This is a genomic window from Pseudomonas sp. NPDC086112, assembly GCF_044746425.1.
Taxonomy (GTDB): Bacteria; Pseudomonadota; Gammaproteobacteria; order Pseudomonadales; family Pseudomonadaceae; genus Aquipseudomonas.
This window is the reverse complement of sequence record NZ_JBIVCD010000001.1, coordinates 368,487-380,323: the sequence shown is the minus strand read 5'-3', so window position 1 is coordinate 380,323 and position 11,837 is coordinate 368,487. Positions and strand designations below refer to the sequence as shown.

The 11,837-nt window shown below is 59.5% G+C and carries 10 protein-coding genes; 7 read left to right on the top strand and 3 right to left on the bottom strand.

Features of this window, described 5'->3' with window-relative positions; translation table 11 throughout:
• The first annotated feature begins 12 nt into the window (after positions 1–12).
• The 4 genes from ACIPLA_RS01685 to ACIPLA_RS01670 all read left to right on the top strand — a co-directional run bounded on the left by ACIPLA_RS01685 (position 13) and on the right by ACIPLA_RS01670 (position 3,774).
• Complete coding sequence (locus ACIPLA_RS01685; protein ID WP_401170851.1) at positions 13–906, top strand: LysR family transcriptional regulator; 894 nt, start codon at positions 13–15, stop codon at positions 904–906.
• 199 nt (positions 907–1,105) lie between these two features.
• The gene (locus tag ACIPLA_RS01680) at positions 1,106–1,924 is read left to right on the top strand and encodes an alpha/beta fold hydrolase (RefSeq protein WP_401170848.1); all 819 of its coding nucleotides are present in this window, start codon (positions 1,106–1,108) and stop codon (positions 1,922–1,924) included.
• Between the two features lie 176 nt (positions 1,925–2,100).
• Complete coding sequence (locus tag ACIPLA_RS01675) at positions 2,101–2,988, top strand: universal stress protein (protein WP_401170845.1); 888 nt, start codon at positions 2,101–2,103, stop codon at positions 2,986–2,988.
• A gap of 81 nt (positions 2,989–3,069) precedes the next feature.
• A complete protein-coding gene (locus ACIPLA_RS01670) occupies positions 3,070–3,774 on the top strand; it encodes a phosphoribosyltransferase (protein WP_192344575.1) in 705 nt (234 codons plus the stop codon).
• 36 nt (positions 3,775–3,810) lie between these two features.
• On the opposite strand, the gene ACIPLA_RS01665 is transcribed toward ACIPLA_RS01670, so the two are convergent.
• On the bottom strand, positions 3,811–5,235 hold the full coding sequence (locus tag ACIPLA_RS01665; RefSeq protein ID WP_401170843.1) for a homospermidine synthase: 1,425 nt from the start codon (positions 5,233–5,235) through the stop codon (positions 3,811–3,813).
• 241 nt (positions 5,236–5,476) lie between these two features.
• On the opposite strand from ACIPLA_RS01665, the gene ACIPLA_RS01660 reads away from it, so the two are divergent.
• Complete coding sequence (locus ACIPLA_RS01660; RefSeq protein WP_401170840.1) at positions 5,477–5,803, top strand: hypothetical protein; 327 nt, start codon at positions 5,477–5,479, stop codon at positions 5,801–5,803.
• On the opposite strand, the gene ACIPLA_RS01655 is transcribed toward ACIPLA_RS01660, so the two are convergent.
• Together ACIPLA_RS01655 and ACIPLA_RS01650 are read right to left on the bottom strand one after the other, a co-directional pair.
• The gene (locus tag ACIPLA_RS01655; protein WP_401170839.1) at positions 5,800–7,995 is read right to left on the bottom strand and encodes a TonB-dependent siderophore receptor; all 2,196 of its coding nucleotides are present in this window, start codon (positions 7,993–7,995) and stop codon (positions 5,800–5,802) included. The genes ACIPLA_RS01660 and ACIPLA_RS01655 overlap by 4 nt on opposite strands.
• Positions 7,996–8,144: 149 nt before the next feature.
• On the bottom strand, positions 8,145–9,047 hold the full coding sequence (locus tag ACIPLA_RS01650; protein ID WP_401170837.1) for a LysR substrate-binding domain-containing protein: 903 nt from the start codon (positions 9,045–9,047) through the stop codon (positions 8,145–8,147).
• A gap of 106 nt (positions 9,048–9,153) precedes the next feature.
• Between ACIPLA_RS01650 and ACIPLA_RS01645 the strand changes: the two genes are divergently transcribed.
• Positions 9,154–10,551: an MFS transporter gene (locus tag ACIPLA_RS01645; RefSeq protein WP_401170834.1), complete on the top strand. Its 1,398-nt coding sequence runs from the start codon at positions 9,154–9,156 to the stop codon at positions 10,549–10,551.
• A complete protein-coding gene (locus ACIPLA_RS01640) occupies positions 10,548–11,822 on the top strand; it encodes a glucarate dehydratase family protein (protein WP_218395018.1) in 1,275 nt (424 codons plus the stop codon). The genes ACIPLA_RS01645 and ACIPLA_RS01640 overlap by 4 nt, the downstream gene beginning before the upstream one ends.
• The last annotated feature ends 15 nt before the right edge of the window (positions 11,823–11,837 follow it).

The window sequence follows — 11,837 nt, the reverse complement described above, 5'->3', positions numbered from 1 at the left end:
TATGGATTAACCATGATCAATTTCCGCTTGATTCGTCACCTCTGGTTGTTCCTGGCCGTTGCCGAAGAACAGAATTTCGGCCGCGCCGCCAAACGCTTGGGAATGTCCCAGCCACCGTTAAGCGAGCAGATTCAGGTGCTGGAGCAGGCGCTCAAGGTCAAGCTGTTCGACCGCTCGCGGCGGGGAGCGAAACTGACCCCGGTAGGCGCCGCGATCCTGCCGGCGGTGCGCAAGTTCGCCGAGCAACTGGAGCGCCTGGAACTGGCCGTGGAAGAGGCGGTGGCGGGGCAGTCGGGGATGTTGACTGTCGGCGCGATTTCCACGGCGATGTTCGATGTGTTGCCCGGGTTGATCGAGCAACTGAAGATTGATTACCCGCACCTCACCGTGTCCGTGCGGGAGATCGACAGCGTCGAAGCCGTGCCTGCGCTGGAAGCCGGGGACATCGACCTGGCCTTCGCCCGTCTGGACGGCGACCTGGGCGCCTCGATCAAGTCACTGCCACTGACCGAGGATCGCCTGGTCGTGGCTTTGCCCAGCGATCACCCATTGGCTTCGCGCAAGCGCATCAGCCTGTCGAGCCTGGCCACCGAGCCCCTGGTGATGTTTTCCCGAAAGGTCAGCCCGGTGTACTTCGACAATCTGATCGCGACCTGCCGCGCCAGTGGATTTTCCCCGCGCGTGCTGCATGAAGTGCGCTCCGTCGCGTCGCAAATCGCTTTCGTCAGTTGTGGACAGGGCATCGCCCTGGTGCCGGCGTCGCTGAAAAAACTGGCCCCCGATAATGTGGTGTTGCGACCACTGAGCCAGCCGCTCAATGTAGTGACGACAGCGGTGGCCTGGAACGCCGATCGGCTCAATCCGCTGGTGGAGGAGGTGGTTGCTCGACTCACCAAGCGTGTTTGATAGGTTTGACCTATGACGGTATTCCCGAATGAGGAATTTACAGAAGGACCGATCCCCGCGAAATTGACGGCCTGCTGTGGCGAGGGAGCTTGCTCCCGCTTGAGTGCGCAGCACTCACAAAAAACAGGCAATGTTTGTCAGATTTCCGGGACCGCTATGCAGCCCGACGGTCACCCTTTTCGCTCAAGGAATCCATCACGTGTCCAAACCCGAAACCTTCACTCAAGCGCACATCCCTCTGACGGTGGAGGGCGTCCGGCTGAACATCGCCACCCTTCACCGCGACGGTGTCCTGGCGCCGATTGTGTTCCTGCATGGGTTTGGCTCGACCAAGGAAGACTACGCCGACATCGTGCAGCAGGCCGCCTTCGCCGGTCATCCTTTCGTCGCTTATGACGCACCGGGTTGCGGGGAAAGCCAGTGCGGCGACCTTTCGCGGATTTGCATCCCTTTTCTGCTGAAGACCGCGTTGCAGGTGCTGGAGCATTTCGGTATCGAACGTTTTCATCTGGTCGGCCATTCCATGGGCGGACTGACCGCACTGATGCTGGCTCATCAATGCCCGGACCGGGTACTCAGCTTCGTCGACATCGAGGGCAACATCGCCCCGGAGGACTGCTTCCTCAGCCGGCAGATCGTCGATTACCCGGCGGACGATCCCGAGGTGTTTTTCGCCGCCTTCATCGAACGCGCCCGACACGCCCCGGCTTATGCCAGCGCGCTTTATTCCGCCAGCTTGCGGCACAAGGTTCGTGCCGGAGCGGTACGCGGGATCTTCGAGTCGATGGTCGATCTTTCCGACAACGCCGACTTGATGAACAAGTTCCTCGGCCTGCCATGCCCGCGCATGTTCATGTACGGCGAGCAGAACGCTTCATTGTCCTATCTGCCGCATATCCAGGCCCAAGGCGTGCGGTTGGCGCCGATTGCGCAGTGCGGGCATTTCCCCATGTATTCCAACCCGATCGCGATGTGGCAGCAGATTGCCGATTTTCAGGCGAACGGCCATCGCGTATGAGTCTGCTATGGGATGCACAGCAGCGTTGTGAACTATTCTTCTCAAGTGGCCCTTTCAAATGCCTCATTCAAGGGAGTTGATATAAATCAACGCTTAAGAGGCTTTAAGGGACGAATCTGGGCCTGATGCTGGATTCTCGAGCCGGCGTCGAGAATCAACCTGTCTGGAGTCTGCCCATGAGCCAGTATCAACGGTTATTACTGATCATCAACCCGCTGCTGCGCCATTCTCCTGCGATAAACCATGGCGCTGCCCTGGCCAAGGCCAGCGGGGCGAGCTTGCACATCGCCGGCCTGATTCCCTCGTTGGACATTCTGTCGCTGCTCGAAGAAGGCGACCGCAAAATGGCTCGGGCGACCTACCTGCAGGAGCACCGCGACTGGCTCGATGAACAAGCGGAAAAGATGCGAGGCCGGGGGATTGAGGTGACAACCGACGTTGCATGGGCCGACAACATGCGTCAGGACATTCTTGAGCATGTCACGCAAATGCAACCCGATCTGTTGATCAAGCAAGTGCAGCATGAACCCGTGCTCAAGCGCGCGTTCTTCACGCCGCTGGATTGGCGTTTGTTGCGCCATTGTCCGGTCCCGGTTTATCTGGTGGGGGGTGAATGCCATGCCTTGCCGCAGAAGGTGGTGGCCGCGGTTGACGTGTCAGACACCGAGCCTTCGAACAGTGAACTCAATGACCGGATCATCTTGCAGGCGTCGGGCCTTGCGCTGCAGTGCAATGCCGAGTTGCATCTGCTGTACGCGTGTGACATTTCGGCGGCTTTTCTGGCGGATCTGGGCGGCGGTCTGACGCTCTCGGAGCTGACCAGGGAGTTGCGCAACGACCTGGAAGCGTCATTTCTCAAGCTGGCCGCCCGATTTGGTGTACCCCCTGAGAGTCGGCATTTCATTATGGGGCAACCGGTCTCGGTGCTGAGTGAGTTCGCCCACGTGCATCAAGTGGATGTGGTAGTGATGGGCAGAGCTCAATACCGTGGCCTGGAGCGGCTGCTCGGCAGCACGACCGAACATATTCTGTATCAGGTGCCTTGCAGCATTCTGGCGGTCTAGGGGCGGGCGCCCCGATCGGAATGATGGCCGCCGTCAAACGAACGCCCGTTTTTGGGGATCCCGCCCCAGGGAGGTTTTCAAATGACTAGTCCTTCATTGCAAACCATCTTGCATGACCGGGTGGATGCCGGCCGAGGCCTGGTGGAGCCGTTGCTCAAATACGCTAAAAGAGCCGATGTCATCGTTCTCGCCTTACCCCGTGGCGGCGTTCCGGTGGCCTATGAAGTCGCCACGGCCCTGGAGGTTCGCCTGGACCTGATGCTGGTGCGCAAGTTGGGAGTACCGACCCACCAGGAGTTCGCCATGGGCGCAATTGCCAGTGGCGGCATACAAATCGTCAACGAAGATGCGCTGCGGGCTAACGGTATTGATCAACGCACGCTCGATGCCGTGGTTGCAAAGGAAACGCAGGAGTTGTTGCGTCGCGAGCAGCTATACCGGGCATCACGTGCACCTGTGGCGCTCAAGGATCAGGTGGTGATTCTGATTGATGACGGCCTGGCGACAGGCGCCACGATGATGGCTGCGATACAGGCCGCGCGCCTGCAAGCGCCATCGCGCATCGTCGTTGCCGTGCCGGTGGCACCGGTTGAGACGGCAGAGGCGCTGCGCGATGAAGTGGACGAGCTGATTTGCCCGCTCATCCCCGACTGGATGATCTCGATCGGGCATTGGTACACGGATTTTTCGCAGACATCGGACGAAGAGGTCATCGATCTTCTGCACCGGGCCTGGCAACGAGAGTCCGGTTCGGGCGACTCATTTCAGAACGGTTCCGGTATTTGAGCCGTTGCCTGGCGTGGAGCAAACTACGTCAGGCTTTCAAGTGATCCTGACGTTCACGAATTGCCACGGATCGGATTCATCGGTCTGCTCGGGCATCAGTGAGTGACGTCCGGTAAGCGGCGTCCAGTCGGAATAAATGCCTTCTACCTTGCCAAGGTAAGGCATGCAGATCTGCAGAATCTCCCTGAAGGGCAATTCATCCGGTTCGACAATGCCACGTTGCGGATTGCGAATGGCCCAGATCACGCCGGCCAGCACTCCCGCCGTCACTTGCAGGCTGGTGGCGCTGTTATGGGGGCAGAGTGTCCGGGCTTGGTGGATCGATAAGCGCGAGCCATACCAATAGCTGTTGCTGGCATGCCCCATCAGCAGCACGCCGAGTTCTTCATCGCCATCAAGGATGTCGTCATCGAGCAGGCGTTGGCGGGTCTGGGGTTTCCAGTTGCGCTCGGCGAGTTCATGCACCGAGAGCAAAGCATCGTCACAGGGCCGATAAGCGTAGTGGACCGTCGGCCGGTAAGTCGGCTGCCTTCCCTGGCCAAGGGTCAGGTAGTCGGCAATCGACAGGGCTTCGTTGTGGGTCACGAGCAGCCCATGGGTTGGCCCCGTCGAGGGCGTCCAGGTTCGAACCCGCGTCGAGGCACCGGGACGTTGCAGATAGATCCCGGCCTGGCACCCGAAGGCGTGGTAATAGCCATCCTCGGGCAGCGCTTTCTCATGGCTGCCCCAACCCAACTCCGCCGGTTGGCTGCCTTCACTGATGAAACCGTCCACGGACCAGGTGTTGACGAACTCATCGGCGATTTTGTGTTGCGATGAAAACTGCGAATCGCGTTCGGCAATGTGGATGCAGCGGATATTCAGTCGGCTGGCCAGCTGCGCCCATTCTTCGCGAGTAGTGGGCTGGGGCGTTGTGTCACCCAAATCCTCAGCGAGGTTGACCAGTGCCTGCTTGATCAGGTGGGACACCAGCCCCGGATTGGCCCCGTGAGTCAAGACAGCGGTGGACAAACCTTGCGCACTTTCCCTGCGAAGCTGAAGTGCCGCCTCTCTCAATGCATAGTTGGATCTTTCGGACAGGGATTTGTCGGGGTCGGTGTAACCGCCTTCCCACGGCTCGATACAGGTGTCCAGATACAGCACGCCTTTACGCTGGGCGAACTGAATCAGCGACAGGCTCGAAACCCCCACCGAGAGGTTGAGCAGGAAATCGCCAGCGCTCAACAGAGGGTCGAGCACCGCCTCGTAATTGTTCTGATCCAGTTGCTCGGTTTGGTGGGCAACGCCAAATTCCTGCGCGAGCAAGCGTCCATCGTCATCGGGGCTGAGGATCAACAGTCGCTGCGGTTCAAGTTCAAGATGGCGCAACAGTAGCGGGAGTACGCCTTTTCCGATACAGCCAGAGCCGATCATCACCAACCTGGCATCAAAGGGCTGAATGACATGCTCAAGATCTGACATCGATAGCCTCCACCGGCTGATCGCGCGCTCGCCGCAAATGACCTGTCGATAACCACGACGCTCTCAAACTAGAGACTGCAAGGCTCAGTTAAAGCTCAAAAAAGTTTCGGACACCGTCAAGGAGATTCTGCTCTGCCGATCGAGACCAAAAAACAGATGAGAATGAGGCGAACTGCTGGCCCACCGATTTCCGTTTCGTTGTCAAACTTGCTTTCTTTTCAGAAGGTTAGGCATTGGCGATATGCGGACTTTGGTATGGATGGCTGTGACGTTTGCCCTGATGCTCTCGCTTGAGGCTCAGGCAAAGGACCTGAGCAATAACAGTCGTTTCGTCTGCAGCTGGGGCTCGGACATAGCCGCAGACGCGCAAGCGGCGAAGCTTTCCGGATTCACGCTTTACGGGGCACGCAAGAAACTGCAAACGCGAAAATTCCCCCGGCCGTGGATGCGCATGACGGCCATGGGGATTACCGAACAAACCTATAACAGTCCCTCGCGCCTCAAGCCTGCTGCTATCAAGCAAACGTACTACGAGCAATGCATCCGGCATGAGTTGGCCCGACGCTAAAAGTTGATCGAGGCGCTCAGCCGGGCTGTGAGTGGGGCGCCCTGGAACAGGTAGCCATCGCCCATGTATTCACCGGCGTCGCGCCAGTAGCGTTTGTCGAACAGGTTGTCCACGGTCAGGCGGAACACGGTGTCGTAACCGTCGATGCGAGTGCTGTAGCGGCTGCCGATGTTGAAGATGGCATAGGCACCGGTCTGCACTTCACCTTGGCGGTTGGCGTACTTGCTGGCGCTGTACTGCACTGCGCCGAGCAGCGCCAGGCCATCGAACCAGGGCAGGGCATAGTCGCCGTAGAGGTTGGCGCGCAGGGTCGGAACGTTGATTGCCTGGTGACCTTCATAAGCTGGCGTGCCGCTGTCGGTGACCCGCGCGCGGATCGCCGCGACACTGGCGGCGATCTGCAGGCGCTGGCTGGCCCAGCCATTGGCCGAGAGCTCCAGCCCGGTGTTCTTCTGTTCGCCCTGTTGGGTGAACGTGAACGTACCGTCGTCATTCGGTCGCGAGTACTGGTAGGCCTGGCGAATCTGGAACAACGCCGCGGCCAGGCTGATGCGCTGCCAGTCGTATTTGATCCCTGCCTCGATTTGTCGCGATACGGTAGGCGCGAGGATTTCATAGGCATTGGTGGTGAACCACGCTGCTTCGCCGCCCAGGGACAGGCCCTTGCTGTAGCGGGTGTACAGCGACAGGTTTTGCACCGGCTTGTAGATCAGCGCGGCCTGGGGCAGGAACTCATAGCGTTGGGTGTGCCGGGTGGTGTCGCCCTGGCTGTCGAAGGTCTCTTCATCCAGGCGCACTTCGCGCCCGCCCAGCACTGCCTGCCATTGCTCGTTGAAGCTGATCCGGTCATTGAAGAACAGCCCGTACTGACGGCTGTCCAGGCGTCGGTAGGAATCGTTGAGCGGGCCATCGTAAGGGGCAAAATCCGCCGGTTCGTTGTTGATGTTGGCGCTGCCGATCATTTGATTGATGGCATCGCGTTTGTCCACCACGCGGCGGAACGCGCTAGTCCCGACGCTGAGTTCGTGGCCCAGGCCACCGGTTTCAAAGTGGCCGCTGAGGGCAGCCTGCACTTCATCGTTGCGGCGGGTATCGTCGGGGCTGCGGAAATCGTAAATGTCGTAGTCGCCCTCGGGGCTGAAGTAGTTCGGCACCGCCGCGCCGGCGCAACTGGCGGAGCCGTAGCAGCCCCAGGCGAACGAGCTGTAGTCATCGATCACCACCCGGCTGCGCGAGGCGCTGAGGTTGCCTTTCCACTGGTCGCTGAAGCGGTATTCGAAATTACCGTTGAGGTTCAGTGCATCGGTGGTAACCGGCTTCGAACCGCTCTGGTGTGCCAACAGTTTCTTTGGCGAGGCGTGGTGCGGCAGGCTGGAACCGCCGAGCAATTGATAACCCGGTGCCGAGCGCTGCTCTTTGGTCTGGTACTCGGCGTCCAGTTGCAGCAGCGCATTGGGGCTGATGTTCCAGTCGAAGGCCAGCGAGGCGAAGTCGCGCTGGCCATTGGTGTGTTCGACGTAGGAATGCAGGTCTTCGTGGGCCAGGTTGGCGCGCAGGCCGAACTGTTGCTCGCTGCCGAACCATCCACCGACGTCGGTCGCCAGGTAACCACTGCCGCGATCGTCGGTAGAGACGGTGACCGAACGCACGTCGCCAGGCCGTTTGGTCACGTAGTTGACCAATCCGCCGGGCTCGCTGACACCGCTTTGCAAACCGGAAAGGCCCTTGAGCAACTCCACCTGCTGTTTGTTCTCCAGCCCGACATTCTGCTCGCCAGTGATGGTGCGGCCGTTGATCTTGTAGCTGCTGGCGGAGTTGAGGGAGAAGCCCCGCACGACGAAGTTTTCGTAGTAGCCGACCGGCGCGTAGCTTTCACCCACCGACGCGTCGTTGCGCAGTACTTCGCTGAGCAGACGGGCCTGCTGATCCTTGATCATCGCCTCGTTGACCACCGAAATCGAGGCCGGCGTATCGAGCAATGGCGCCGCCTCGAAACCACCGACCGAAGCGCTGTCGGCCTGATAACCGGAAGTATCTTCGCCGGTGACGGTCACCGCAGGCAGTTCGGTCGCGGTGGCCCAGGCCGAAGGCACGGCGCTGGACAGCAGCAGGCCCAAGCCCAGGTTCAGGGGATTGAGCGCGAACCGCGGGGCGGCCACTCCCTGGCGGGAGGTCCGGTAAAGCCTATTCATGAAAAATCCTCGACGACTGCGGGCCCGGGTTTGGCGAGTCTTAGCCTGCGGCTCACGCTTGAAAGCGGGGCATCATACAAGAGGAGCGATCATGAAATGAAAGTGTCATCGCGACGATCGCCGGGTAACTGCGGCAGCTCCGGGGTTCCTCACAACCCCCAGCCATCCCTCACAGCCTTACGAATGCCCTCCAGCAACATCGCAAACGCCGGGTTGTCGTTGTTCTCACGCCAGATCAAATGCAGTTCACTCTGTACGCCTTCGCCCAGATCGATATCGCGAAACACCACGTTCTTGAACACAACACTGGTGGCGCAGCGAGGTACCAGGGCCAGGCCCATTCCGGCGTTGACCAGGGCCAGGATAGTCAGGGACGAGCCGAGCCACTGCACATATTCCGGGGCGACGCGGGCCGAGCGGAGCATGCCGGTCAGCAGTTCGTTGAACGGCGGGTACGCCGCATGGGAGTACATGAGGAAGGGTTGTGCGTCCAGATCGTTGACGGACACGGTGTTGGCGCTGGCCAGTCGATGGTTGTGGGGGACGGCCAATACGAAAGGTTCACGCACCAGGCATTCGGTGGCATAGCCTGGCTCGAGCAACGGTGCGCGAACGATGCCCAGATCGATCCGGCGGGCGCGAAGGGCTTCGTGTTGCTGGTAGGTGTTCATCTCCGACAGATCGATTTTGACGTGAGGCTGTTTGAGCCGCGCTTCCGCGATGACCTTGGGCAGGAACTCGTAAACCGCGCTACCGACGAAGCTGATATTGACCGTACCTATGTCCCCTTCGGCGAAGCGCCGAGCGGTTACGGCGGCTTGCTGAGCGCGCTCCAGCAGGTTCTGTGCCTCAATAAAAAAAGCGCGGCCGGCGGCGGTCAAGGCGACGCTGCGCGTGCTGCGGGTGAACAACTCGACGCCCAGGTGATGTTCCAACAGTTGAATCTGGCGACTCAGAGGTGGTTGGGTCATGTTCAACCGTTCGGCAGCCCGGCGGAAGTTCAGTTCGGTGGCCACGGTGGTGAAACAGCGCAGTTGCGTCAGTTCGAACATTGATCTAATCCAGGTATCAATCGAGTGCCAAGTTAGATTAGACGGGATCAATAGGCGCGTCCATGATCGGTTCTCCCCTAAAAAAACAATGAACGGGAGTCGCCCTTTGAATACCCATAAGAGTCCGCCGGACCCGACCGTCCTCGCCCGAGCAGCGGCCAAGGTCAAGCGTCACGTACTACCGCTGTTCGTGGTGATGTTCATCGTCAATTACATCGACCGGGTCAATATCGGCTTCGTGCGCAGCCACCTGGAAACCGACCTGGGCATTGGCGCCGCGGCCTATGGCTTGGGTGCCGGGCTGTTTTTCATCGGTTACGCGATCTTCGAAGTGCCTTCCAATATGCTGCTGCAACGCTACGGTGCCCGCGCCTGGCTGACGCGCATCATGTTCACCTGGGGCGCGGCGGCGATGGCCATGGCCTTCGTGCGCGGCGAAACCAGCTTTTATGTGCTGCGCTTCATTCTCGGCGCCGCCGAAGCGGGTTTTTTCCCCGGCATCATTTATTACTTCACCCAATGGCTACCGTCGACCGAGCGCGGCAAGGCCATGGCGATCTTCCTCAGCGGTTCAGCCATTGCCTCGGTGATTTCCGGGCCGGTATCCGGCGCGCTGCTGCACGTCAGCGGTCTCAGCCTGCATGGCTGGCAGTGGATGTTCCTGATTGAAGGCTTTGCTTCCATCGTGCTCTGTGGGTTTGTCTGGTTCTGGCTGCAATCTCATCCACGCGAGGCGAGATGGCTGAGCACCGAAGAAAGGGATGCACTGGTAAGCGCCATTGACCTGGAACAGCAGGCTCGCGAAGCCGTGCAGACAGTTAAACCGTCGATGTTCAAATTGCTCGCCGATCGGCAGATCGCCCTGTTCTGCTTTATCTACTTTTCCATCGCCCTGACGATTTATGGCGCCACGTTCTGGCTGCCCAGCATGATCAAGAAGATGGGCAACCTCGGCGACTTCCAGGTCGGCCTGTTCAACTCGATCCCGTGGATCATTTCCATTCTGGCGATGTATGGCTTCGCTGCCATGGCCAGTAAATGGAAATACCAACAGGCCTGGGTGGCCGTGACATTGGTGATTGCCGCGTTCGGCATGTTCATGTCAACCACCGGCGGGCCGATCTTTGCCTTCGTCGCCATCTGTTTTGCGGCCATTGGTTTCAAGGCGGCTTCGGCTTTGTTCTGGCCAATTCCCCAGGGCTATCTGGATGCGCGTATCGCTGCGGCAGTGCTGGCTTTGATCAACTCCATCGGCAATCTCGGCGGTTTCGTGGCGCCGACCGCGTTCGGTTTCCTGGAGCAGACCACCGGCTCCATCGAAGGCGGTTTGTACGGCCTGGCGGCGACTTCGCTGGTCGCGGCCGTGGTGATCTTTTTTGCCCGCACTGCAGCGCGTGGCGACGCGCGCAGCTCGCTCACCGGTAAACCGGTCGACGCCGCAGCCGCAAAAAATTCTGTCAGTCATCAAGCCTTGAATACCGAGCCAAAGGGAGCTGCCTCTTGAAAATCAAACGCGTTACCGTCACCCCCATCGCCTTTCGTGATCCGCCGCTGCTCAATGCCAGCGGTATTCACGAACCCTTCGCGCTGCGCTCGATCATCGAGATCGAGAGCGACAATGGCTACATCGGTTTGGGCGAAAGCTACGGCGACGCCCCGGCACTGGCGATTCAACAGCAATTGCAAAGTCAGCTGATCGGTCTCGACCCATTCAACCTCAATCAGCTGCGCGCTATCGTGCAGGCCACCGTGGCGGCGAACAAAACCCAGAGCATCGCCGGTGCGGAACTGGCGCCTGGCTCTCACGCCAGCAAAGCGGTGAGCAACGCGTATTCGGCGTTTGAAGTGGCGTTTCTCGATCTACAGGCCCATTCCCTGAACGTGCCGCTGGTGGACCTGCTGGGCGGGGCGATTCGTGATGAAGTGCCGTTTAGCGCCTATCTGTTCTTCAAGTACGCGCAACACATCGATTCACCGTACAAACCGGATAGCTGGGGCGAGGCGCTGAATGAAGAGCAGATCGTCGCCCAGGCCCGGCGCATGATCGAGGCCTACGGCTTCAAGAGCATCAAACTCAAGGCTGGGGCACTGCCGCCGGAGCACGAAGTGTCGTGCATCAAGGCGTTGAAAAAGGCCTTTCCAGGTTACCCGTTGCGCATCGATCCGAACGGCAACTGGTCGCTGGAGACTTCGATTCGCATGGCAGAGCTGCTGGGTGATGACCTGCAATATTACGAAGACCCGACACCGGGCCTCGACGGCATGGCCGAATTGCACAAACGTACCGGTCTGCCGCTGGCGACCAATATGGTGGTCACGGATTTTGATGAGTTTCGCCGCAGTGTGGCCCTGAACAGCGTGCAGATCGTGCTCGCCGACCATCATTACTGGGGTGGTCTGCGGGACACCCAGGCGTTGGCGAAAATGTGCGACACCTTCGGCCTTGGCGTGTCTATGCATTCCAATTCGCACCTGGGCATCAGCCTGATGGCCATGGCACATGTCGCCGCTTCAGTGCCCAATCTCGATTACGCCTGCGACACTCATTACCCCTGGCAGGAACCGGACGAAGAGGTGATCAAGGGCGGCAAGCTATCCATCGTCGATGGCTGCGTGAAAATCACCCGTGCGCCTGGGTTGGGTCTTGAGCTGGATCACGATCAATTGGGCAAGCTGCATGATCAATACCTGAGCTGCGGCATTCGTCAGCGCGATGACGTGAAACAGATGCAGCGTTACAAGCCGGAGTGGAAGACGATCAAACCGCGTTTTTGATCGCGCATTCCCGAA